This is a genomic window from Micromonospora globbae (assembly GCF_003610785.1).
Taxonomy (GTDB): domain Bacteria; phylum Actinomycetota; class Actinomycetes; order Mycobacteriales; family Micromonosporaceae; genus Micromonospora; species Micromonospora globbae.
Genome location: NZ_RAQQ01000002.1, coordinates 400,365 through 422,372, shown reverse-complemented (window position 1 = coordinate 422,372; position 22,008 = coordinate 400,365). Strand labels below are relative to the sequence as shown.

At 74.5% G+C, this 22,008-nt stretch carries 22 protein-coding genes; 9 read left to right on the top strand and 13 right to left on the bottom strand.

Annotated features, from left to right (window positions below; all coding sequences use genetic code 11):
* Nucleotides 1-12: 12 nt before the first annotated feature.
* The gene (locus D7I43_RS04300) at nt 13-1,419 is read left to right on the top strand and encodes a KamA family radical SAM protein (RefSeq protein ID WP_120327036.1); all 1,407 of its coding nucleotides are present in this window, start codon (nt 13-15) and stop codon (nt 1,417-1,419) included.
* 67 nt (nt 1,420-1,486) lie between these two features.
* Here D7I43_RS04300 and D7I43_RS04295 read toward each other — a convergent pair whose 3' ends face one another.
* Both D7I43_RS04295 and D7I43_RS04290 read right to left on the bottom strand, forming a co-directional pair.
* Entirely contained in the window at nt 1,487-1,666 is a 180-nt protein-coding gene (locus D7I43_RS04295) for a CsbD family protein (RefSeq protein WP_120327035.1), read from the bottom strand.
* A gap of 133 nt (nt 1,667-1,799) precedes the next feature.
* A complete protein-coding gene (locus tag D7I43_RS04290) occupies nt 1,800-2,507 on the bottom strand; it encodes an SDR family NAD(P)-dependent oxidoreductase (RefSeq protein WP_120327034.1) in 708 nt (235 codons plus the stop codon).
* A gap of 101 nt (nt 2,508-2,608) precedes the next feature.
* On the opposite strand from D7I43_RS04290, the gene D7I43_RS04285 reads away from it, so the two are divergent.
* A complete protein-coding gene (locus tag D7I43_RS04285) occupies nt 2,609-3,448 on the top strand; it encodes a helix-turn-helix transcriptional regulator (protein WP_120327033.1) in 840 nt (279 codons plus the stop codon).
* A gap of 54 nt (nt 3,449-3,502) precedes the next feature.
* The gene (locus tag D7I43_RS04280) at nt 3,503-4,114 is read left to right on the top strand and encodes a histidine phosphatase family protein (protein WP_120327032.1); all 612 of its coding nucleotides are present in this window, start codon (nt 3,503-3,505) and stop codon (nt 4,112-4,114) included.
* Here the strand turns inward: D7I43_RS04280 and D7I43_RS04275 are convergent.
* From D7I43_RS04275 to D7I43_RS04265, 3 genes are all read right to left on the bottom strand, one after another.
* On the bottom strand, nt 4,044-4,550 hold the full coding sequence (locus tag D7I43_RS04275) for an Lrp/AsnC family transcriptional regulator (RefSeq protein ID WP_120327031.1): 507 nt from the start codon (nt 4,548-4,550) through the stop codon (nt 4,044-4,046). The genes D7I43_RS04280 and D7I43_RS04275 overlap by 71 nt on opposite strands.
* Before the next feature lie 110 nt (nt 4,551-4,660).
* On the bottom strand, nt 4,661-5,803 hold the full coding sequence (locus tag D7I43_RS04270; protein WP_120327030.1) for an acyl-CoA dehydrogenase family protein: 1,143 nt from the start codon (nt 5,801-5,803) through the stop codon (nt 4,661-4,663).
* Nucleotides 5,800-6,915, bottom strand: a complete 1,116-nt coding sequence (locus D7I43_RS04265; RefSeq protein ID WP_120327029.1) for a M24 family metallopeptidase — start codon at nt 6,913-6,915, stop codon at nt 5,800-5,802. The genes D7I43_RS04270 and D7I43_RS04265 overlap by 4 nt, the downstream gene beginning before the upstream one ends.
* Nucleotides 6,916-7,130: 215 nt before the next feature.
* On the opposite strand from D7I43_RS04265, the gene D7I43_RS04260 reads away from it, so the two are divergent.
* Nucleotides 7,131-8,495, top strand: a complete 1,365-nt coding sequence (locus D7I43_RS04260) for a glycosyl hydrolase family 18 protein (RefSeq protein WP_120327028.1) — start codon at nt 7,131-7,133, stop codon at nt 8,493-8,495.
* A gap of 37 nt (nt 8,496-8,532) precedes the next feature.
* On the opposite strand, the gene D7I43_RS04255 is transcribed toward D7I43_RS04260, so the two are convergent.
* Nucleotides 8,533-9,417 (bottom strand): winged helix-turn-helix transcriptional regulator, encoded by an 885-nt coding sequence (locus D7I43_RS04255; RefSeq protein ID WP_120327027.1) that lies wholly within the window; start codon nt 9,415-9,417, stop codon nt 8,533-8,535.
* A gap of 85 nt (nt 9,418-9,502) precedes the next feature.
* Here D7I43_RS04255 and D7I43_RS04250 point away from each other — a divergent pair, with 85 nt between their 5' ends.
* The 3 genes from D7I43_RS04250 to D7I43_RS04240 all read left to right on the top strand — a co-directional run bounded on the left by D7I43_RS04250 (nt 9,503) and on the right by D7I43_RS04240 (nt 12,147).
* On the top strand, nt 9,503-10,771 hold the full coding sequence (locus D7I43_RS04250; RefSeq protein WP_120327026.1) for an MFS transporter: 1,269 nt from the start codon (nt 9,503-9,505) through the stop codon (nt 10,769-10,771).
* 157 nt (nt 10,772-10,928) lie between these two features.
* On the top strand, nt 10,929-11,156 hold the full coding sequence (locus tag D7I43_RS04245; protein WP_120327025.1) for a hypothetical protein: 228 nt from the start codon (nt 10,929-10,931) through the stop codon (nt 11,154-11,156).
* A gap of 70 nt (nt 11,157-11,226) precedes the next feature.
* A complete protein-coding gene (locus tag D7I43_RS04240; protein WP_120327024.1) occupies nt 11,227-12,147 on the top strand; it encodes a 5'-3' exonuclease in 921 nt (306 codons plus the stop codon).
* 50 nt (nt 12,148-12,197) lie between these two features.
* Here D7I43_RS04240 and D7I43_RS04235 read toward each other — a convergent pair whose 3' ends face one another.
* Nucleotides 12,198-15,038: a DEAD/DEAH box helicase gene (locus D7I43_RS04235; protein WP_120327023.1), complete on the bottom strand. Its 2,841-nt coding sequence runs from the start codon at nt 15,036-15,038 to the stop codon at nt 12,198-12,200.
* A gap of 86 nt (nt 15,039-15,124) precedes the next feature.
* Here D7I43_RS04235 and D7I43_RS04230 point away from each other — a divergent pair, with 86 nt between their 5' ends.
* Complete coding sequence (locus D7I43_RS04230) at nt 15,125-15,895, top strand: HAD family hydrolase (RefSeq protein ID WP_120327101.1); 771 nt, start codon at nt 15,125-15,127, stop codon at nt 15,893-15,895.
* A 109-nt stretch (nt 15,896-16,004) separates the two neighbouring features.
* On the opposite strand, the gene D7I43_RS04225 is transcribed toward D7I43_RS04230, so the two are convergent.
* The 6 genes from D7I43_RS04225 to D7I43_RS04200 form a co-directional block, all read right to left on the bottom strand.
* A complete protein-coding gene (locus D7I43_RS04225) occupies nt 16,005-16,940 on the bottom strand; it encodes a diacylglycerol kinase family protein (RefSeq protein ID WP_120327022.1) in 936 nt (311 codons plus the stop codon).
* A gap of 97 nt (nt 16,941-17,037) precedes the next feature.
* Nucleotides 17,038-17,991, bottom strand: a complete 954-nt coding sequence (tatC, locus tag D7I43_RS04220) for a twin-arginine translocase subunit TatC (protein ID WP_120327021.1) — start codon at nt 17,989-17,991, stop codon at nt 17,038-17,040.
* An 18-nt stretch (nt 17,992-18,009) separates the two neighbouring features.
* Nucleotides 18,010-18,306, bottom strand: coding sequence for a Sec-independent protein translocase subunit TatA (tatA, locus tag D7I43_RS04215; RefSeq protein WP_120327020.1), 297 nt, complete (start codon nt 18,304-18,306; stop codon nt 18,010-18,012).
* A 250-nt stretch (nt 18,307-18,556) separates the two neighbouring features.
* Nucleotides 18,557-18,805 carry a hypothetical protein gene (locus tag D7I43_RS04210; RefSeq protein WP_120327019.1) on the bottom strand — a complete coding sequence of 83 codons (249 nt, stop codon included), beginning with the start codon at nt 18,803-18,805 and terminating at the stop codon, nt 18,557-18,559.
* Nucleotides 18,806-18,815: 10 nt separating this feature from the next.
* Entirely contained in the window at nt 18,816-19,853 is a 1,038-nt protein-coding gene (locus tag D7I43_RS04205; RefSeq protein ID WP_120327018.1) for a helix-turn-helix transcriptional regulator, read from the bottom strand.
* A complete protein-coding gene (locus tag D7I43_RS04200; RefSeq protein WP_120327017.1) occupies nt 19,850-20,848 on the bottom strand; it encodes a helix-turn-helix transcriptional regulator in 999 nt (332 codons plus the stop codon). The genes D7I43_RS04205 and D7I43_RS04200 overlap by 4 nt, the downstream gene beginning before the upstream one ends.
* A gap of 159 nt (nt 20,849-21,007) precedes the next feature.
* Here D7I43_RS04200 and D7I43_RS04195 point away from each other — a divergent pair, with 159 nt between their 5' ends.
* Nucleotides 21,008-22,000 carry a cation diffusion facilitator family transporter gene (locus tag D7I43_RS04195; RefSeq protein WP_120327016.1) on the top strand — a complete coding sequence of 331 codons (993 nt, stop codon included), beginning with the start codon at nt 21,008-21,010 and terminating at the stop codon, nt 21,998-22,000.
* The last annotated feature ends 8 nt before the right edge of the window (nt 22,001-22,008 follow it).

Genomic DNA, 22,008 nt, shown 5'->3' with positions numbered 1-22,008 from the left:
TGAGGAGGGGCCGTGACCCAGACACAACCGGTGGAGACCATCCCCACTGCCCGCCCCACCCCGGCAGCGGTCCCCACCACCGGACAGCCCTACGAGTACCGGCGGGCCCCACTCGTCGAACCCGACTGGACCCGCTTCCCCGGCTGGCGCCACGTCACCCGCGAGCAGTGGGAATCCGCCCAGTGGCAGCGGGTCAACTGCGTCAAGAACATCAAGCAGCTGCGCGCCGTCCTCGGCGACCTCGTCGACGACACCTTCTACGACGACCTCGCCGCCGACCAGGCCACGCACGCCACCATGTCGATGCTCGTGCCGCCGCAGATGCTCAACACCATGGTGCCGTTCGCGCCCGTCACCACCGACGCCTTCTACGCCGACCCCGTCCGGCGCTACATGATCCCCGTCGCCTCCGACCGGCGCACCGACTGGCCCTCCCACCCGTACGCCACCCGCGACTCACTGCACGAGCACGACATGTGGGTCGCCGAGGGCCTCACCCACCGCTACCCCACCAAGGTCCTCGCCGAGCTGCTCTCCACCTGCCCGCAGTACTGCGGCCACTGCACCCGCATGGACCTCGTCGGCAACTCCACCCCCACCGTCGACAAGCTCAAGCTCACCCTCAAACCGGTCGACCGCTACGACGCCCACATCACCTACCTCAAGGCCCACCCCGGGGTCCGCGACGTCGTCGTCTCCGGCGGAGACGTCGCCAACGTGCCCTGGAAGAACCTCGAGAGCTACCTCATGCGGCTGCTCGAGATCGAGACCATCCGCGACATCCGGCTCGCCACCAAGGCGCTCATGGGCCTGCCGCAGCACTGGCTCCAGCCCGACGTCGTCGAGGGCCTCGAACGCGTCGCCCGCACGGCCGCCCGCCGCGGCGTCAACCTCGCGATCCACACGCACGTCAACCACGCCCAGTCGCTCACCCCGCTGGTCGCCCGCGCCGCCCAGACCGCGCTCGACGTCGGCGTCCGCGACGTCCGCAACCAGGGCGTCCTCATGCGCGGCGTCAACGCCACATCGAAGGACCTGCTCGACCTCTGCTTCGCGCTCCAGGGCGAGGCCGGCATCCTGCCGTACTACTTCTACATGTGCGACATGATCCCCAACGCCGAGCACTGGCGCGTCCCGGTCTGGCACGCCCAGCAGCTCCAGCACGACATCATGGGCTACCTGCCCGGGTACGCGACCCCGCGGATCGTCTGCGACGTGCCCTTCGTCGGCAAGCGCTGGGTGCACATGCTCACCGAGTACGACCGCGAGCGCGGCATCTCCTACTGGACCAAGAACTACCGCACCTCGATCGAGTCCGCCGACCTCGAAGCGCTCAACAAGCGCTACGCCTACTACGACCCGATCGACACCCTGCCCGAGTCCGGGCAGGCCTGGTGGGCGGCCCACCGCGACGACTGACCGCGCCACGAAGGGGCCCGTCACCCTCGCGGGGTGACGGGCCCCTTCGCATGCCCGCGTACGCGCCTCACCTGTCGAACGCGTCGCGGACGTCCCGCCCGGCCTCCGTACGCTGAGCCCGCGCCGTGCTCTGCTGGCTCGCGCCCTCGGCCCGCAGCCGCTCGTTGTCGGTGGCGTCGCCGATCCGCTCCTTCACGGCGCCGGCCAACTCCTGGATGCGCTCCTTCGCCCGGTCGGTGAAGCTCATCTCGCCTCCTCGGTGTGCCGCCGATCCGTTCCGTCGCCTGCCCGGCGTGCTCGTCCGCAAACCCCCGTGGGTGCCTCCGCGCATGTGTGCGTGGCCGCCCACCGCGTATGGCGTCCTAGGAAGATAGGTAACGTCACCAGGGCAGCGGCCCGGACGCGGCCACGTACGTGCCGGTGGGGCCGTCCGGAGCCACCTGGGCCATCCGGACGATGATCTCGGCGCCCTCCTCGACGGTCTGCGTGCCGGTCCGCCCGTTGAGGTCCGTCCTGGTGAAACCGGGCTCCACCGCGTTGATCCGCATCCGCGGGAAGGCCTTCGCGTACTGCACGGTGACCGCGTTGACCGCCGCCTTCGACGCCGGGTACGCGACACCGGGATAGCCGTACGCCGGCGTCGTCGGGTCGGTGAGCGCGGTGAGGGACGCCAGGCCGCTGCTCACGTTCACCACGACGGGCGCGGCCGAGCGCCGCAACAGCGGCAGGAAGGCGTGGGTGACCCGGACCAGCCCGAACACGTTCGTCTCGAACAGCGTCCGCATGTGCTCGGCGGTCACCTCCCCCGCGCCGACGATCCCGTTGTCCGCCGTGCGCCCCTCGATACCGGCGTTGTTGACCAGCACGTCCAACCCGCCCTCGGCCTCGACCGCCCGCACCGCCGCCGCCACCGAGGCGTCGTCGGTGACGTCCAGCAGGACGAACCGGGCGCCGAGCCGCTCGGCGGCCCGGCGGCCACGTTCCGCGTCCCGGCTGCCGACCCAGACGGTGTGCCCCGCGGCCACCAGCCGCCGGGCGGTCTCGAACCCGAGTCCCTTGTTCGCTCCGGTGATCAGTGTCGTCGTCATGCCCCCACGCTGCGCCCGCGCCGGGCGACCAGCCAGGCGCCCGGTCTTCCTGGGACCGTCAGGGCCACCCCGGGCCGCCGCCGTCGCGGCAGACTGGAGGCGTGACGACCACGGAGTTCGGGCGGACGGTGCGCCGCTGGCGCGACCGGGTGCCCCCCGAGGCCGCCGGACTGCCGGCTGGCGGACCACGGCGCGCCGCCGGCCTGCGCCGGGAGGAGCTGGCCCTGCTGGCGGGCATCTCCGTCGACTACCTCACCCGCCTCGAACAGGGCCGCGCGTCCCATCCCTCGGCGCAGGTCGTCGCGGCCCTGGCCCGGGCGCTGCGGCTCTCCGGAGCCGAGCGCGCCCACCTCCACCGGCTGGCCGGGCTGGCGCCACCCGGCCCGCACACCATGCCCACCGAGATCACCGCGAGCGTCCAGCGGCTGCTCGACCGGCTGGCCGGCACCCCCGTCGCGGTCTACGACGCGTCGTGGACGCTGCTCGTGGCCAACCCGCCGTACGCGGCGCTCATGGGTGACCCCTCCGCGCGGCGGGCCGAGGAGAACAACGGCGTGTGGCGGCAGTTCCTCGGCTCCGACTCCCGCACCCGACTCACCCCCGAGGAGCGCCTGGGCCTCCAGACCGCGCTGGTCGGCGACCTGCGCTCCGCCGTCGCACGCTACCCCGACGACCCGCGCCTGCGACGGCTCGTCACCGAGCTGCGGGCGCGCAGCGACCGCTTCGCCGAGCTGTGGGACTCGGGTGTCGTGGGCCGGCACGAGTCCGCCCGCAAGACCATCGACCATCCGCACGTCGGCACGCTGACACTCGACTGCGACGTGCTCACCGTCGCCGGCAGCGACCTGCGGATCATGGTCTACACCGCGGCGCCGGGCACCGAGGACGCCGAACGGCTCGCCCTGCTGACCGTCCTCGGCACCCAGTCCCTGGCCGGGTGACCGCCCCTCGGCACCACCGCCCGACGCTCACGACCACGATGGTTAACTGGGCGCATGGGTGAGATCCTGCTGATCCGGCACGGCGAGACGACCTGGAGCGCCAGTCGCCGGCACACGTCGTACACCGACCTGGAGCTCACCCCCGACGGCGAGCGGCAGGCCCGCACGCTGGCCGCCTTCCTGGCCGGCCGGCGCTTCGTCACCGTGCTGGCCAGCCCCCGGATCCGGGCGCTGCGCACCGCCCAGCTCGCCGGGCTCACCGTCGACGCCGTCGACGAGGACCTCGCCGAGTGGAACTACGGCAAGTACGAGGGCCGCACCACCGTCGACATCCACGAGCACGACCCGCACTGGAACATCTGGACCGACGGCTGCCCCGGCGGGGAGTCCCCGGGTCAGGTCGGTGAGCGCCTCGACCGGGTGCTCGCGCGGGTGACCCCCCTGCTCGACCGGGGCACCGTCGCGCTGGTCGGCCACGCGCACAGCCTGCGGGTGCTCGGCGCGCGGTGGATCGGCCTGCCCCCGTCGGCGGGCGGGCTGCTGCGGCTGGACACCGCCACCGTGAGCGTGCTCGGCCACGAGCACGGGCGGCGCGTCATCCTGCGCTGGAACCAGCCCGCTCCTCCGGCGCCCGGGACCGCGCCCGATTCGGCTGCTCGGCACTGATCTTCGGCGGCCGGTTCTCGTACGGGGTGGAGAGCACGACCGTCGTGCGGGTCGTGACGTTCGCCGCCGTGCGGATCTCCTGGAGCACCCGCTCCAGGTCCGCCGGGCCGGCCACGCGCACCAGCAGGAGGTAGAAGTCCTCCCCCGCCACCGAGTAGCACGAGTCGATCTCCGGCAGGTGGGCCAGCCGCTCGGGCGCGTCGTCGGGCTGGGACGGGTCGAACGGCCGGATCGCCACGAACGCGGTCAGCGGCAGGTCCAGCGCCTCGAACGAGACCCGCGCCGCGTACCCCTTGATGACGCCCCGCTGCTCCAGCCGGCGCACCCGCTGGTGCACCGCCGAGACCGACAGGCCCACCTTCTCGGCCAGATCGGTGTACGACAGCCGCCCGTCAGCGGTCAGCGCGGCGACGATGGCACGGTCGGTCTCCTCCACGGCGTGCAACCTACCGGGAAAAACGCGCCACGGCGACGAGGCAGGGCGGCCGGGGCGGGCCGGCGGGGCCGCGATCGACCGACCGCACCGGCCTCGCCACCGTCGGTCAGTCAGCCCTTCGCGAGCGCCCGGGAGATCACCACGCGCTGGATCTGGTTGGTGCCCTCGACGATCTGGAGCACCTTCGCCTCGCGCATGTACCGCTCGACCGGGTGGTCCGCCACGTAGCCGGCGCCCCCCAGCACCTGGACCGCGTCGGTGGTCACCCGCATCGCCACGTCGGTGGCGAACAGCTTCGCCTTGGCCGCCTCGGTGGCGTACGGCCGGCCGGCGTCGCGCAGGCGGGCGGCCGCGAGCGTCAGCGCCCGCGCCGCGGAGATCTGGGTGGCGTGGTCGGCCAGGATGAAGCCGAGGCCCTGGAAGTCGATGATCGCCCGGCCGAACTGCCGCCGCTGCCGGGCGTAGTCGACCGCGTAGTCCAGCGCCGCCTGGGCGAGGCCCACCGCGCAGGCCGCGATGCCCAGCCGTCCGGAGTCCAGCGCCGACATGGCGATGGTGAAGCCCGTCCCCTCGGCGCCGATGAGCCGCTCCGCCGGCACCCGGGCGCCGTCGAACGCGATCTGCGCGACCGGCGAGGACCGCAGCCCCATGGTGCGCTCGGCGGCCTGGGGCACGATGCCCGGCGTCGCCCGGTCGGCGAGCAGGCAGGAGATCCCCTTCGGGCCGGGCCCGCCGGTGCGGCAGAAGACGGTGTAGAAGTCGGCCACCCGGGCGTGGGTGATCCACGCCTTGGTGCCGGTGAGCACGTACCCGTCGCCGTCGCGCGCCGCCCTCGTGGTCAACGCCGCGGCGTCCGAGCCGCCCTGCGGCTCCGTGAGGCAGTACGCGCCGAGCAGTTCCCCGCCGATCATGTCGGGCAGGAGCTTGCGCTGCTCGTCCGTGCCGAACTGGGCGAGGGGGTAGCAGGAGAGGGTGTGCACGCTGACCGCCTCGGCGACCGCGAGCCAGCGGCTGGCGAGGATCTCCAGCACCTGCAGGTACACCTCGTACGGCTGGGCCGCGCCGCCGTACTGCTCGGGGTAGGGCAGGCCGAGCAGCCCGGCGCGGCCCAGGGTGCGCAGCACCTCGCGGGGGAACTCGGCGCGCTCCTCGTAGGCGGTGACCTTCGGCGCGAGTTCCCGGTCGGCGAGCTCGGTGGCGAGGTCCAGCAGGTCGCGGGCCTCGTCGGTGGGCAGGATCCGATCGACAGTCATAGCGCGATGAGCTCCGTGGGGGTGGTGTTGAGCCGTTGCCCGCCGTCCGTCGTGCAGACGACGATGTCCTCGATCCGGGCGCCGTGCCGCCCCGCGAGGTAGATGCCGGGTTCGATGGAGAAGGCCATCCCGGCCTCCAGCGGCCGGGCGTTGCCGGCCACGACGTAGGGCTCCTCGTGCCCGTCCAGCCCGATACCGTGCCCCGTGCGGTGCAGGAAGGCGGGACCGTAGCCGGCGACCGTGATGATGTCCCGGGCGACGGCGTCGACCGCCTCGGCGCTCACCCCCGGGCGTACGGCCGCCACGGCCGCGCGCTGCGCCTCCCACAGCACGTCGTAGTAGTCGCTGAACTCGGCCGGGGCCGGCCCGCCGGTCACGTACGTGCGGGTGCAGTCCGAGCGGTAGCCCGACGGCATGGTGCCGCCGATGTCGACGACGACCGGCTCGCCGGCGCCGATGGGGCGGTCGGAGGTGCTGTGGTGGGGGCTCGCCCCGTTGGGCCCGGCCGCGACGATGACGAAGTCGACGCTCACGTGGCCGGCGGCCCGGATCGCGGCCGCGATGTCGGCGGCCACCTCGGCCTCGGTGCGGCCCGGGCGCAGCCACTCCCCCATCCGCCGGTGCACGGCGTCGATCGCCGCGCCGGCCTCGGCCAGCGCCGCCACCTCGGCCGGGGACTTGCGCACGCGCAGCTCCCGCAGCACGTCGCCGGCGAGCCGCTGCCGGGCGCCGGGCAGGGCCGCGCGCAGGGCGAGGACCTGCTCGGCCCACATCCGGTCGGCCAGCCCGACGGCGGCCACGGGCCCGCCGAGGGCGGCGGTGACCAGCGGGTACGGGTCGGTGCCGTCGGCGTGGTCGACGATGCGCACGCCGGTGTCGGGCGCGGGGGACGCCTCCGCGGCGGGCCGTTCCAGCGTCGGCACGATGAGCGTCGGCTCGCCCTCCACGGGCAGCACGAGGCACGTCAGCCGCTCGCTCACGCGCGCGTCGTAGCCGGTCAGGTAGCGCAGGTCGGAGCCGGGCGTGAGCAGCAGCGCGGAAAGGCCCGCGGCGGCGGTGGCCCGGCGCGCGGCGGCCAACCGCTCCGGCGGATAGAGGGCATCGGTTCCCACGCCCGTCAGCTTAACGGTCGTTTGGGCGCTGACCTAGCAGCCGGCGCGTCGGGAAGCGCTCTCCGATCCATCGAGCAACATCGTTGACTCTGATAGTTAACACTCTTTAAGATTTGGCTGCCTCGAGGAACCCCTGTCCGCACCCGTACGCCCGGCCCGGCGGCTCCGACCGCCCCGGCCGCGGCGCACCGCGACCCTCCACGGGAAGGCCCTCGATGTCCTCACCACCCCGCCGCTCCGCCCTCGCGGCCGGCCTGCTGGCGCTGGCCACCGCCGGCGCCACCCTCGCCCTCTCCCCCGCGACCGCCGAGGCCGCGGTGCTGCCGAACAACTTCAAGAGCGTCGGCTACCTGCCCTCCTGGAGCGGCGACGTCACCGCCGTCCAGTACGGCAAGCTCACCCACGTCAACTACGCCTTCGTGCTGCCCAACAGCAACGGCACCCTCCGCCCCGTGGAGAACCCCGGCAAGCTCTCCCAGCTGGTGTCGCTCGGCCACGCGAACAACGTCAAGGTGTCGATCGCCATCGGGGGGTGGAACAACGGCGACGACTCGGCCTTCGAGGCGCTGGCCGCCAACGCCAGCACCCGCACCACCTTCGTCAACAGCGTGGTCACCTTCGTCGACCAGTACCACCTCGACGGCGTCGACATGGACTGGGAGTACCCCGACCCGGGCGCCTCCGCGACCAACTACGGCCTGCTGATGCAGCAGCTCAGCAGCGCCCTGCACAGCCGCGGCAAGCTCCTCACCGCCGCCGTCGTCTCCGAGGGCTACTACGTCCAGGGCGTGCCGACGTCGGTCTTCGGGCAGGTCGACTGGCTGAACATCATGGCGTACGACGGCGGCAGCCCGCACGCCAACTACGACTGGTCGATCGCCAGCGTGAACGGCTGGAAGTCGCGCGGCCTGCCGGCCGCCAAGGCGGTGCTCGGGGTGCCCTTCTACAGCCGCCCCGGCTACTACACGTACTCCGCCCTCGTGGGCATGGACCCGGCCAACGCCAACCGGGACTGCACGACCGTCGGCGGGGTCCAGCAGTGCTACAACGGCGTACCGACGGTGAAGCGGAAGACCCAGTGGGCCATGGCCAACGCCGGCGGGATGATGAACTGGGAGCTGTCCCAGGACCGCAACGACTCGACGTCGCTGGTCGGCGCCATCTACGACACCGTCATGGGCGGCACCCCGCCCACGGGGCGCACCGGCCCGATCACCGGCATCGCCGGAAAGTGCGTGGACGTGGCCGCGGCCGGCACCGCCAACGGCACCGCCATCCAGCTCTGGAGCTGCAACGGCACCGCCGCGCAGCGCTGGACGGTCGGCGGCGACGGCACCCTGCGGGCGCTGGGCAAGTGCGCCGACGTGGCCGGCGGCGGCACCGCCAACGGCACGAAGGTCCAGCTCTGGGACTGCAACGGCACCGGCGCCCAGGTGTGGCAGGCCCAGTCCAACGGCACGCTGCGCAACCCGCAGTCGAACAAGTGCCTGGACGCCACCGACAACAGCTCGGCCGACGGCACCCGGCTGCAGATCTGGGACTGCTTCGGCGGCGCGAACCAGGTGTGGCGCCTGCCGTGAGGCGCACGGTGTGGGGCCCCGCCCGCGAGGGGGCCCCTCACCGGCCGGCGGTGGCCCGTTGGACCAGGTCGAGCATCTCGTCCACCGAGCCGGCCGGGTCGGTCACCGGGAACTGGACGGCACGGACCACCGTGGCCGGGTCGACGAGCAGCGTCAGCCGCTTGAGGCGCGCGACCCCGCCGGCCCGGAACGTCGGCAGCAGCAGCCCCGCGGCGAGCCGTCCGTCCTGGTCGGACAGGAGCGGGAACGGCAGCCGGGCGTACGCGGCGAAGTCGGCGAGCTGGTCGGGGCGCTGGGTGCTGATCCCGCGCACCTGCGCCCCGGCGGCCCGGAAGTGCGCGTACCGCTCGGCGTACGTCGCCGACTCCAGCGTGCACCCCCGGGCGCCGGGGATCTCCGCCCACCCGGGCGGGTAGTCCCCGGCGCCCGGCGCGTACGCCCCGGGGAAGACGTACAGGACGGTCCACTCGCCTTGGGCGGCCGGCGCGACGTGCCGCCCGTCCGGCCCGGGCAGCGTGAGCGCGGGCAGCCGCCGTCCCACCAGGTCGTGCGCCCGGCGGGCCTCGGCGGACCCGGCCTGCGCCGTCGCGGTGAGTTCGCCGTCGCCCATGACGTGCCGGGTGCCCCAGTCCTGCAACGCGACGAGGGCCGGCAGCAGTCCCTCGCCCTTGCGGGTGAGCACGTAGTCGTAGCGGGGCGGGTGCTGGGAGTACGGACGCCGTTCCAGGACCCCGTGCCCGACGAGCGCGGCCAGCCGTTCGGTGAGCGCCCGCCGGCTGACGCCGAGCGCCCGCTGCAGCGCGTCGAATCGGGTCGTCCCGCCGGCGACATCGCGCACGATGAGGAACGTCCACCAGTCGCCCAGGACGCCGAGCGCCTGCGCGATGCCGCAGTCCGCGTCGGCGAGATCGGTTCGCCGCACCTCCCACCTCCACGGGTCGTGCCGCCTCGACTATAGTCCGTTTCAGATTGGAACTGACTGGCTCGCGGAACGGGGGGGCGACGGCATGGGCGTCGGTGCGGGAGCCGGAACGTTCTGGCGCTGGTGGACGGCCGGCACGACCAGCCTGGTCGGGTCGGCGGTCGGCGCCGTGGCCCTGCCGCTGACCGCGCTGACCGTGCTCGACGCGTCCCCCTTCGAGATGGGCCTGATCGCCGCGGCCAGCTACGTGGCGTGGATCGTCATCGGGCTGCCGGCCGGGGTCATCACGCAACGCCTGCCGCTGCGCGGCACGCAGGTGGGCGCCGACCTGGCGCGCGCCGCCGCCGTCGCGTCGATCCCGCTGGCCTGGTGGTGGGGGCAGCTCACCGTCGCCCACCTGGTCGTCACCGCGCTCGTCGTCAGCTTCGCCAACGTGCTCTTCGACGTCGCCAACTCGACGTTCCTGCCGAGCATCGTCGAGCGGGACCAGCTCCAGTCGCGCAACAGCCTCACCTCCGCCACCCACGCCGCGTCCCAGCTCAGCGGCCCCTCGCTCGGCGGCCTCGCCGTGCAGGTGCTCGGCGCCGTGCCGACCCTGCTGGTCGACGCGATCAGCTACCTGGTCTCCGCGGCACTGCTGCGCACCCTTCCCGCCCGCCGCGTCGACGCGCCGGACCGCTGGCCGCCCATGGGCGCGCTGATCCGCCAGGGCTGGCGCTTCGTGGCGCACCACCCCGTCATGGGACCCGGGATGTGGGCGGCGACCGCCATCAACTTCGTCTGCGGCGCCCAGCTCGCGCTCTACCCCCTCTACCTCGTCCGCGAGCTGCACGCCCCGGCCGGCCTCGTCGGCGTGCTGCTCGCCGTCGAGGGCGTCGGCGCGCTCGTCGGGGCCGCGCTCACCAACCGGATCACCGCCCGGCTCGGCACGGCCCGCGCGCTCGTCGTCGCCGCTCTCGTCACCGTCGTCGGGGCGTTCCTCGTTCCCCTGGGCACCGGCTGGCCGGCGTACGCGGCGTTCGCCGCGGGCAACGTCGTCTTCTCCTGCGGCACGGTGGTGCTCAGCGTGACCACCCGGACGTACCGGCAGATCGCCAGCCCACCCGACCTGCTCTCCCGGGTGATGGCCACGGTCCGGTTCGTCTCCTGGGGCGCGATCCCGGTGGGCGGCCTCGTCGCCGGCGCGCTCGCCGGGCCCATCGGGGCGCGGGCCACGCTGCTGCTCTTCGCCGCCTCCCTGGTGTGCGCGCCGCTGGCGCTGCTGCTCTCCCCGGTCCGCCGGCTGCGCGACCTCACCGACCACGACCGCGACGCCGAGGCCGCGCCGGTCCCGCAGCCGGTGGCCGGCCGCTGACGGCTCCGGCGGGCCGCGTCTCCTCCCCCGCCGGCACCGTCTCCCGGTTCGTCCCCGGACCGCCCGCCGCGCATCCCCGTTCCGCGCCTGCCCCGACCCGCCGGTCGATAGCCTGGGGACGGGCGCCGTACGGGCGCCGGGACCGGAGGGACCGACGGTGGCAGGGAACGCCCGGAACCCCCACGTGGTACGCCGGCGACGCAACCTCTGGGCCGGCGTGCTCGCCCTCGTGGGCCTGATCCTGCTGGTCGTCGGGCTGACCGCGGCCGACGGGGTGGCCGCCTGGGTCGAGGTGGTCGTCGCCGCCGTGCTCCTGCTCACCAGCTACCTGGTCCAGGCCGCCGCCCGGCGGCAGACCGCGTACCGCCGGGAGGACCGGCGCTGAGCGAACGCCCCGGGCCGCCGACCCGACGCGGTGCTGTCGTTCGTCGGTGGGCTGTGCCAGGCTGTCCGGCGTGGCACACCGACCCCCGATCCTGCTGATCGACTCCCCGAGCCTCTACTTCCGGGCCTACTTCGGCGTCCCCGAGTCCGCCGCCCGGGCCGAGGACGGCACCCCGGTCAACGCGGTGCGCGGTTTCCTCGACATGCTCGCCACCCTGATCCGCACGCGCCGGCCCGACCGGATGGTGTGCGCTCTCGACCACGACTGGCGGCCCGAGTGGCGGGTGGCGCTGCTGCCGTCGTACAAGGCCCACCGGCTCGCGCCCGAGGGCGGCGAGGTGGTGCCCGACACGCTCACCCCGCAGGTGCCGGTGATCCTCGACGTGCTCGCCGCGGTCGGCATCACCACCGTCGGCGCCGCCGGCTACGAGGCCGACGACGTGCTGGGCACCCTCTCGGTGACCCAGCCGGCCCCGGTGGAGGTCGTGTCCGGCGACCGGGACCTGTTCCAGCTCGTCGACGACGCGCGACCGGTGCGGCTGCTCTACGTGGGCCGCGGGGTGGCCAAGCTGGAGGACTGCGACGACGCGGCCGTCCAGGGCCGTTACGGGGTGCCCGCCGCCCGCTACGCCGACTTCGCGGCCCTGCGGGGCGACCCCAGCGACGGGCTGCCCGGCGTGCCGGGCGTCGGCGAGAAGACGGCGGCGCGCCTCATCACGCGCTACGGCGACCTCGCCGGCATCCTCGCGGCGCTCGACGATCCCCGGTCGGGCTTCGCGCCGGGGCTGCGCGCCAAGCTGGCCGCCGCCCGGGACTACCTGGCCGTCGCCCCGAAGGTGGTCCGGGTGGCCCTCGACGTGCCGCTCCCGGAGCTGCCCACCGCGCTGCCGAGCGCCCCGGTCGACCCGGACGGCCTGCTGGAGCTGGCCCGCCGGTGGAACCTCGCCGGCTCCACGCGACGCCTCGTCGACGCGCTGGCCGACCGCGGCTGACGCCGCCCGCGACGTCGCCCTGGCAGGGCGTGCCGGGCTCGGCCGGCGCGTCAGGCCGCCGCGTGGTAGGCCAGCACACCGCGGTTGACCGCGGCGATGGCCTGCCGGGCGGTGGACCGCAGGTCGGCCGACGCCCCCGACGAGTCGGCGAGCTGCCCGAGCAGGTCCACGACCTGCCGCGCCCAGCGCACGAAGTCGCCGGCCGGCATCTCCCCGTCGATCTCGTGGCCGCTGGCGAGCACCTTCGCGAGGGCCTCACCCCGCGCCCACCGGTAGATCGGCCACGCGAAGCCCAGATCCGGCTCCCGCGTCACCGCGAGGCCCCGGGACGACTCGTCCGCCTCGATGTCGCTCCACAGCTTCAGCGTCTCGTCGACCGCGTCGGCGACCGGGCCGCGCGGCAGCGACGCCCGCTCGTCGACGTCCCGGCGCGCCTCGAAGACCACCACCGACACGGCGGCGGCCAGCTCGGCCGGGGACAGGCCGTCCCAGACGCCCCGGCGCAGGCACTCGGCGACCAGCAGGTCCGCCTCGGTCCAGATCCGGCCGAGCATGCGGCCGGCGTCGGTGACCGCGCCGTCGGGCGTCAGGTAGCCGCGGGCGGTGAGCAGCGCGACGATCCGGTCGAACGTACGGGCCAGCGAACCGGTCCGCCCGGCCACCCGCTGCCGCAGCTCCTCGGTGTCCCGCTCCAGCCGGCGACGCCGCTCGGCCCACCGGGCGTGCTCCTCCCGGTCCGGGCAGGCGTGGCAGGGATGCCGGCGCAGCTCGGAACGGAGCTGGCTGAGCCGGTGGTCCTCGCCGACCGGCTGCCGGGACCGCCCGCCCCGGCGGCCGCCGTGCCGGTCCAGCCCGGTGCCGCTCACCGCGGCCGCCAGGTCCCGCCGGGCGGCCGGCGAACGGTGGTTGAAGTGCTTGGGCACCCGGATGCGGGCCAGCACCTCGGCGGGGCTCGTGAAGTCGCTCGGGCCCACCCGTCCCGCCCAGCGGTCCTGGGTGAGGACCAGCGGGCGGGGCTCGCCGAACCCGCCGGCGGCCGGGTCGAGCACGACCGCGAGCCCGGCGCGGCGGCCCGAGGGCACCCGGATGACGTCGCCGACGCGCAGCCGTTCCAGTGAGGCCACGGCGGCCGCCTTGCGCTGGCTCTGCCCCTGGCGGGCGAGCGCCCGTTCCCGGTCGGCGATCGCCACCCGCAGCGCGAAGTACTCGTCGAAGTCGCCGTGGTGGCAGGCGGCCTCCGCCCCGTACGCCTCGATGGTCTCGGTGTTGCGCTGCACCTGGCGGGCCAGCCCGACCACCGACCGGTCCGCCTGGAACTGGGCGAACGACGACTCGAGCAGGGCCCGGGCGGGTTCCGCGCCGACGCTGCCGACCAGGTTGACGGCCATGTTGTACGAGGGCCGGAAGCTGGACCGCAGCGGGTACGTGCGGGTCGACGCGAGGCCGGCCACGTGCCGCGGGTCGGTCTCGGGCGACCACACCACCACGGCGTGCCCCTCGACGTCGATGCCCCGACGGCCGGCCCGGCCGGTGAGCTGCGTGTACTCGCCGGGGGTCAGCTCGACGTGGGCCTCGCCGTTGTACTTGACCAGCCGCTCCAGCACCACGCAGCGGGCCGGCATGTTGATGCCCAGGGCGAGCGTCTCGGTGGCGAAGACCGCCTTCACCAGGCCCCGGACGAACAGCTCCTCGACGACCTCCTTGAACGCGGGCAGCATCCCGGCGTGGTGGGCGGCCAGGCCGCGCTCCAGCCCGTCCAGCCACTCCCAGTAGCCGAGCACGGAGAGGTCCTCGCCGGGGATCGCCGTGACCCGCGACTCGACCACCCGGCGGATCTCCGCCCGCTCCTCGGGGTTGGTGAGCCGCAGCCCGGCGGCGAGGCACTGCTGCACGGCCGCGTCGCAGCCGGCGCGACTGAAGATGAACAGGATCGCGGGAAGCAGCCCCTCCCGGTCCAGCCGGTCGACGATGTCCGGGCGCATGGGCCCGCGCCAGCGCGGCCCGCGCCGCCCGCCGCCCGGTCCCGCGCTGCGCCCCTCGCCCAGTTCGAGGCGGCGCATGGTGTCCCGCGTGTAGCGCAGCAGCTCCGGGTGCACGTCGTGCTTACGGGCGGCGTCGGCGTCGTGGAACAGGTCGAACATCCGCTTGCCGACGAGCATGTGCTGCCACAGCGGCACCGGCCGGTGCTCGCTGACCACCACGGCGGTCTCACCGCGCACGGTGACCAGCCAGTCGGCGAACTCCTCGGCGTTGGACACGGTGGCCGACAGCGAGACCAGGGTCACCGAGGCCGGCAGGTGGATGATCACCTCTTCCCACACGCCGCCGCGGAACCGGTCGGCGAGGTAGTGCACCTCGTCCATCACCACGTACGCGAGCCCTTCCAGGGTGCTGGAGCCGGCGTAGAGCATGTTGCGCAGCACCTCGGTGGTCATGACCACCACCGGCGCGTCGCCGTTGATCGCGTTGTCGCCGGTGAGCAGGCCGACCTGCTCGGCGCCGTAGCGGTCGACCAGGTCGTGGTACTTCTGGTTCGACAGCGCCTTGATGGGCGTGGTGTAGAAGCACTTGCGCCGGGTCGCGCCCGCGGGCGTGCCCTCCGCACCGCCCACCGTGCTCTCCGCGCCGCCGGGCGTGCCCTCCGCGCCACCGCGCGGGGCTCCGCCGCGCAGCGCCAGGTGGACGGCGAACTCGCCGACCACCGTCTTTCCGGCGCCGGTGGGGGCGCAGACGAGCACGCCGCTGCCCCGCTCCAACGCCTGACACGCCTCGCGCTGGAAGTCGTCGAGGTCGAATCCCAGGTCGAGAGCGAACTCTTCCAACGCCGGGAACATGGAGGCCTGCGCGGCCCGGCGGCGCGCCGCGGCGTACCGCTCGGCGGGGCTCGACATGGCACCAAGATTAATGCGTGCCGGGGCGCGGCACCCGGCAAGGCCGACCGGACGGGCCGTCAGGGGCGGTCGGTAGGGTGCACCACGTGCCGGAGCAACCCGAACCGCCCCAGACCCCCGCGCCGGGCGGCGCCGACGCGTCCGCCCGCCATGAGCCGTCCCGCCGCCCGGTCAAGGCGGTGCTCTTCGACTTCCACGGCACGCTCGCCCAGGTGGAGGAGCCCCGCGAGTGGGTGCTGAAGGCCGCCGCGGCCTGCGGCGTCACCCTCGACCGCGCCCGGGCCACCGCCCTCGCCGACCGGCTGCTCACCGCCGGCCGCGCCGGCGGGCCGCTGCCGGCCCGCGTGCCGCCCCGGCTGGCCGAGCTGTGGTCGGCGCGCGACCTCTACCCGCACGCCCACCGGGGGGCCTACACGGGGTTGGCCGAGACGGTCGACGCCGGCATCGAGGGCTTCGCCGAGGCGCTCTACGAGCGTGTGCTCATCCCCGACGGCTGGGTTCCCTACCCGGACACGGCGCCCACGCTGGCCGCGCTGCGCGATGCGGGCGTCCGCGTCGCCGTGGTGAGCAACATCGGCTTCGACCTGCGCCCGCTGTTCGACGCGTGGCAGCTCACCGGCCTGGTCGACGCGTTCGTCCTGTCGTACGAGGTGGGGCGCTGCAAGCCCGACCCGGGCATCTTCCTGCGCGCCTGCGGCATGCTCGGCGTCGACCCGGAGGAGACGCTGATGGTGGGCGACACGCCGGCCGACGCCGGGGCCGCCGCCGCGGGCTGCGCGGTGCTGGTGCTCCCCTGCGCCGACGCCGGCCGCCCCAACGGCCTGGGCGCGGTGCTCGACCTCGCCCTGCCGTCCTGAGCCCTGATCCCGGCGCCCTGGTCCCGCCGCCCCGGGCGGGCCGGTTCGCCGGGCACGCCGCCCGGCCGCCGGCCACGCACGGTGGCCTGGGCCCGGGCGGCGGCGCGGATCAGCGCAGCAGCCGCAGGGCGCCGGGCACGGCCGTGACGGTCACGGGCAGGTCCAGCGCCCGCTCCCCGTCGGCGTACGTGGTGATGCCCTCGGCAGCCAGCTCGACGGTGCGGACCCGGTAACTGGTCACCAGCGGGTGCCGCACGTGGGTGCCCTGGTAGATGCTCGGCTTCACCCGGACCAGGGTGCGCCGGTCGAACCGGCCGCCCACCACCACGTCGAGCAGGCCGTCCGCCGGGTCCGCGTCGGGGCAGATCCGCATCCCGCCGCCGTAGCTCGGGCAGTTGCCCACGGCCACCAGCACGGCGTCCAGTTCGTGCGCCTCGCCGTCGAGGCGCAGCTTGTAGCGGCGGGGGCGCAGCCGCGCCAGCTCGACGAGGATCGCCAGGTCGTACCGGCGGGGCCCGCGCGGCCAGCGCATCCGGTTGGCCCGCTCGTTGACGATGGCGTCGAAGCCCGCCGCGAGCACCGCCCCGTACCAGCGTGGCGGACCGGTCGGGCCGGTGAGGCGGGCGAGGTCCACGGGGCCGGTGCGACCGGCGCGCAGCGCCCCGGCGATCACCTCGGCGGCCGCGAGGGGATCCGGCGGGTATCCGGTGTCGGTGGCGAAGTCGTTGCCGGTGCCCGCCGGCACCGGCGCGAACGGGATCGACGTGCCGGCCACCGCCTGCACCGCGCGGTGCACGGTGCCGTCCCCGCCGACCGCCACGAGGGCGGCCACGCCGCCGGCGACCGCCGCGTGGCAGACCGCCTCGGCCTGCTCGGCGCTGCGCGCCTCCAGTAGCCGCACCTCCCGGCCCGCGCCGGCCAGCCGGGACAGCAGCGGCGCGAGCAGGCCGCGGTGGCGGCCCCGGCCGGCGCTCGGGTTGGCCAGCACGGCGACGGGCCCGTCGGGGTCGACGGTGGGGTGATCGTCCGCGGTCACGGCGAGCAACCTACCGGTACGGCGGAGGCCGCCCCATCCGGGCGGCCTCCGCTGTTCGCACGTGTCGCGCCGGCGTGTCCGCCGGTGCCGGTGTGGTGACCCAGGGTCAGGTCATGTCGTCGTAACGGCGCTCGATCGGCGCGGGAGCCGCGACCGGCTCCGGTGGCTCGATCGGGCCGGACGCGTCGACCCGCTGCCCGGCCTCGACCGGTTCGGCGTCGAGGTCCAGCGGCGACACCTCGTCGTCGGCGATCCCCGCGTACATCTCCTTGCCCCGCCCGCGCCGCCTGTCGTTGAGGAACGCGACGCCCACCGCCGCGAAGTAGAGCGCGCAGAGGCAGACGGCGAGGGCGGTCATCCCGAACGGGTCCGGCGTCGGCGTGACGACCGCGGAGAACGCGAAGAACACGAACACCGCGATCCGCCACCACCCCAGCAGTCGCTTCCCGCTGGCCAGCCCCACGAAGTTGAGCATGAGCACGATCAGCGGGAACTCGAACGCCACCCCGAACAGCAGGATCAGGTTCGTGACGAAGGAGATGTAGCGGGTGATGTCCAGTGTCGTGGTGACGTCCCCGCCGCCGGAGACGTTGAGCAGGAACTCCAGGCCCTTGGAGGTGACGAAGAAGGCCAGCACCGCGCCCGCCGCGAACAGCGGCGCCGCCAGCCCGGTGAATATGTACGCGTAGCGCCGCTCGTGCCGGTGCAGACCGGGCGCGATGAACGCCCACAGTTGGTAGAGCCAGATCGGTGCCGCGATGATCAGGCCGACCCAGAGCGCCACCTTGAGCTGGAGGAGGAACAGGTCGGCCGGGCCGAGCTGGACGAAGTTGCAGTCGCCGTTGGCCAGCCGCGCCTTCGGCAGGTCGCAGTACGGCATCTGCAGCACGTGCAGCACCCGACCGGCCACCGCGACCCCGACACCGAAGCCGACCAGGATTCCCAGCGAGGCGCGGAACAGGCGGGTGCGCAACTCCCGGATGTGCTCGATGAGCGTCATCGAGCCGTCGGCGGCCCGCTGGAAGTTGCTGGGGCCGCGCTTGCGCAGCGCGAAGGCCACGGGTCTCGGGCCCCTCGATCAGTTGTCGCGGACGCGCTGCACCGGGTCGGCGACCGGCTGCTGCGGCGGGGCCTGGTACGGCGCGGCCTGCGGGTGCTGCTGCGCGGCGTTCGGCGGCAGCGGCTGGTAGCCCGCCTGGGCGTCGGCCTTCTCGGCCAGGTCGCGGTCGTCGTCGTGCAGGCTCTTGGTCTCGGCCTTGATGATCCGCAGCGAGCGGCCCAGCGAGCGGGCCGCGTCGGGGAGCCGCTTCGCGCCGAAGAGGAGGATCAGCACGACCACGAGTACGGCGATGTGCCACGGCTTGAGGGCACCCATGGGAAGCTCCAGTCGCTCTGTGAGACAGCAAGGGGTGTGTCGGAGCCCATCGTACGTGCGTATCGGCTCGATGCCACCCACCGGGGCGACGGTGGTTCGTCCCGGCCGGTGAAGTCTTGACCAACCCGGGATGTCCCGTCAACAGGCAGTCACCGATCGTTTCCGCGCGAAACGGGGCAGAACCGCGCCGCCACGCGAAGATCATCGGGTCGGGGCGTCACCCCCGAGTGGACCGTGCGACCGGTCCCGGTCACCCGCCTCGCTTCGCCTTGATCAGCTCGATGCGCCGCTGGGCGGTGGCCAGCTGGTCCTGGAGCGCCTCGGCCCGCTCCTGCAGCGCCGTGGCCGCACCGGCCAGCTCCTGCGCCTCCGCCTGCCGGCGCTGCAACGCCACCGCCGCGCGGCGCAGGCCGGGCAGCCGGCTCAGCACGCCCCGGACGGCCACGGCCAGCACGACGAGGGTGGCGAGCACCACCGCGAGCACGATCCACCACAGCACGGCGGTCAGCCTACCGGGGGCCGGCGGCGACCGCCGGGTCGGCGGCCGCGGGTTCCGGGTCGCGCCGGGCCGTGGGCGCCGGTCGGGCGTACGCGTCCAGCGCGGCGGTCGCCGCCGCCCGGACCTGCTCGGCCAGCTCGGCGGGGGCGACCACGGCCACGTCCGGGCCCAGCCCGAGCACGAAGCGGCGCGCCCAGGCCAGGTCGGTGACCCGCAGGGAGACCAGCCACTCGTCGCCGTCACCGGCCTCCACCCGCTCGCACGGGTAGTACTCGGTGATCCAGCGCTCGCCGCGGCCGATCCGCAGCGTGATGAGCGGCAGGTCGGGCGAGGGACGGAACACCCCCTCGCTGAGGTCGTGGGGGCGGGCCTGCGGCGGCACGACGGCCGGCTCGTCCAGCTCGGTGACCGCGTCGATCCGGTCGGCCCGGAACAGCCGGACCGCCTCGGCCCGGCGGCACCACGCCTCCACGTACGCCCGGCCGCCGACCATCAGCATCCGCAGCGGGTCGATGGTGCGTTCGGTCGTCTCGTCGCGCGCCGCCGTGTAGTACGTGATCCGCAGCGCCCGGCCGCCCTCCACGGCCGCCCGCAGCTCCTCCACCCGCCGGGTGTCCGCCGGCAGCCGCACCTCCACCGGCGCGCCCACCAGGTCGGCCGCGTTCTCGATCTTGGCGAGGGCGCGCTCCACGGCCTCCCGGTTGGTGACCCCCGGCGTCTCGGCGAGCATCCGCAGCGCCACCACGAGCGCGAGCGCCTCGTCCGGCGTGAGCCGCAGCGGCCGGTCGATGCCGGCGTCGTACGTGATCGTCACCCGGTCGCCGTCGAACGCCATGTCGATGAGGTCACCGGGGCCGTAGCCGGGCAGCCCGCACACCCAGAGCAGCTCCAGGTCCTCGCGCAGCTGCCGCTCGGTCACGCCCAGGTCCCGCGCGGCCTCGGCGAGCTCGATGCCGGGCCGGGCCAGCAGGTAGGGCACGAGGTTGAGCAGCCGGGCCAGCCGGTCGGCGGAGGTGCGGGAGCCGCCGCGGGCGGCGGGGCGCGTCATCGGGGGCCTCCCGCGGCCGCCAGGTCGTCGTGCCGCGCGGCGAACTCCTTGAGCCGCTGGATGACCGCCTCACGCACCTCCGGCGGGTCGAGCACCCGCACGTCCGGCCCGTAGCCGACCAGGTGCGCGGCGAGCGAGTCCGGGTCCGCGTACGGCAGCGCCAGCCGGTCTCCGTCGGGCCCGGCGGCGACCTCCACCGCCCAGCGGCGCAGCCCGGCGGCCCGGCCCGGCGCGGCCAGCACGGTGGCCCGCCCCGTCCGCTCCACCGGCCCCGACCAGCGGGCGACGTGGCTGATGAGGTCGACCCCCGCCGGCGGCTCGTAGCCGCCCGGCTCGCCGGTGACCCGTACCGGGCCCACCACGCGGGAGAGCCGGAAGCAGCGGGTCGCCTCCCGGTCCAGGTCGTGCCCCACCACGTACCACCGGCCGCGCCAGCACACGACGCCCCACGGCTGGAGACGGCGGTGCGTCGGAGCGTCCCGGTCGGGCACCCGGTAGTCGAAGGCCACCTCCCGGCGGTCGCGGGCGGCGGCGGTCAGCGGCGCGAACGCCGGGTCGACGGTCACCATCGGCTCGAGACCGAGCGTGGCCTGCGGGTCGACGTCCACCCCGGCGGCACGCAGCTTCGCGAGCCCCGACGAGGCCGCGGCGGCCAGCCCGGCGTGCTGCCACAACCGCGCGGCGATGCCCACGGCGGCGGCCTCGTCCGGTTCGAGGGGGATGTCGGGCAGCGCGTACTCCCGGCGGGCGATCCGGTAGCCGGGCTCGCTGTCGAAGACGCTGGTCGTGCCGGTCTCCAGCGGGACGCCCAGCTCGCGCAGCTCGGCCTTGTCCCGCTCGAACTTGCGCTGGAACGCCTCGTGGTCACGCGCGTCGTTCGGATCATGCTCGTAGCCGGGCACGGTCGCGGCGATCTGCGCGGCGGTCAGGAAGCGCCGCGTGGAGAGCAGGCAGATCACCAGGTTGACCAGGCGTTCGGTACGGGTACGGGACACGCATAGACGCTAGCAGCCGCCACGGCGGAACCGTGCACCCGCACGGTCGGCGTGTGGTGGACGCGAAGGCCGCCGCCACGGCGGCCGATCTCCAACCGGGTGCGGGGCGGTCCCCCGCTCGCCGCGCGGACCGCCCGCCGCTGGCCATAGGGTGGCCCCATGGCCCAGCCGGAGGTCAAGAGCGAGAGCGTCGGCACCGTCGTCGTCGCGGGCGCCGCCAACCTCGCCATCGCCGGGGCGAAGCTGGTCGCGGGCCTGATCTCCGGGTCGGCCGCCATGCTGTCCGAGGCCGCGCACTCGGTGGCCGACACCACCACCGAGGTGCTGCTGTTCATGGCCCTGCGCCGCGGCGCCCGCCCGGCCGACGCCCGGCACCCGTTCGGCTACGGCAAGGAGAGCTACGTCTGGGCGTTCTTCGCCGCCCTGTTCACCTTCGTGGCGGGCGCCGGCTTCGCGATCACGCACGGCGTCACCACGATCCTCGTGCACGAGCACAGCGGGAACTTCCTCGTCTCGTACGTGGTGCTCGCCGTCTCGTTCGCCATCGAGTCGGTCTCGTTGACCCGGGCCGTACGCCAGGTGCGCCGCGAGTCCCGGCGCTGGCGGACCACACCGCGCCGCTACCTGCGGCTCACGGCCGACACCACCCTCAAGGCGGTGTTCCTGGAGGACAGCGCCGCCCTCATCGGCCTGCTCCTGGCCGGGGCCGGCGTCGGCCTGTCCGAACTCACCGGGGACGAACTGTGGGACGGCATCGCGTCCGTCCTCATCGGTCTGCTGCTCCTGACCGTCGCCGCCACCCTCGCCTACAGCAACCTGTCGCTGCTGGTCGGCCGCGCCGTCCCGGAACGGCTGCGGCGCGAGATCGAACACGCCCTGGCCGGCCTGCCGGAGGTGCAGCGGATCGACACCCTGCTCACCATGCAGCTCGGCCCGATGGACATGCTGGTCGCCGCCAAGGTCGACTTCCGGGACGAGGCCACCGGCGCGGCCATCGAGGCCACCGCCGACGAGGCGGAGCGGCGGCTGCGGGAACGCTACCCGGAGATCCGCTACCTGTTCCTCGACCCGACCGGGTCGCTTCCCGGCCGCGGCGAGCGCGGACCGGAGCCGCCCCTGCAGGACGGCCCGATGGACCCCGGGCTGCGCTGACTGGAGCA

Coding starts and splice junctions, on each gene's coding strand:
- D7I43_RS04295 (WP_120327035.1), bottom strand. CDS start 1,666: ATGAGCTTCACCGACCGGGCGAAGGAGCGCATCCAGGAGTTGGCCGGC.
- D7I43_RS04290 (WP_120327034.1), bottom strand. CDS start 2,507: ATGACGACGACACTGATCACCGGAGCGAACAAGGGACTCGGGTTCGAG.
- D7I43_RS04280 (WP_120327032.1), top strand. CDS start 3,503: ATGGGTGAGATCCTGCTGATCCGGCACGGCGAGACGACCTGGAGCGCC.
- D7I43_RS04270 (WP_120327030.1), bottom strand. CDS start 5,803: ATGACTGTCGATCGGATCCTGCCCACCGACGAGGCCCGCGACCTGCTG.
- D7I43_RS04260 (WP_120327028.1), top strand. CDS start 7,131: ATGTCCTCACCACCCCGCCGCTCCGCCCTCGCGGCCGGCCTGCTGGCG.
- D7I43_RS04250 (WP_120327026.1), top strand. CDS start 9,503: ATGGGCGTCGGTGCGGGAGCCGGAACGTTCTGGCGCTGGTGGACGGCC.
- D7I43_RS04235 (WP_120327023.1), bottom strand. CDS start 15,038: ATGTCGAGCCCCGCCGAGCGGTACGCCGCGGCGCGCCGCCGGGCCGCG.
- tatA (WP_120327020.1), bottom strand. CDS start 18,306: ATGGGTGCCCTCAAGCCGTGGCACATCGCCGTACTCGTGGTCGTGCTG.
- D7I43_RS04205 (WP_120327018.1), bottom strand. CDS start 19,853: ATGACGCGCCCCGCCGCCCGCGGCGGCTCCCGCACCTCCGCCGACCGG.
- D7I43_RS04195 (WP_120327016.1), top strand. CDS start 21,008: ATGGCCCAGCCGGAGGTCAAGAGCGAGAGCGTCGGCACCGTCGTCGTC.